At 58.4% G+C, this 209-nt stretch carries 1 rRNA gene; it reads left to right on the top strand.

Annotated elements, in window-relative coordinates:
* Positions 1-130: 130 nt before the first annotated feature.
* Positions 131-209 (top strand): 5S ribosomal RNA (rrf, locus tag AC5RV6_RS16975); the annotation flags it as partial.

The following is a 209-nucleotide window of genomic DNA, read 5'->3' as shown; positions in this document are numbered from 1 at the left end:
CCAACCAACAACCCACACCACCAGGTGCAGGGCAGGGAACACCACCAATAATTGAATACACGGTTGAACACGTGTAACCACACACTTCACCACCACACCCCCAGAGGGTGACTGGTTTGGTGGCAAGGGTTACGGCGGTCACAGCGTGGGGGAAACGCCCGGTCCCATTCCGAACCCGGAAGCTAAGACCCACAGCGCCGATGGTACTG

The organism is Arthrobacter saudimassiliensis (assembly GCF_059090665.1).
The sequence above is the reverse complement of the archived record's forward strand: the minus strand, read 5'-3'. Positions and strand labels throughout refer to the sequence as shown.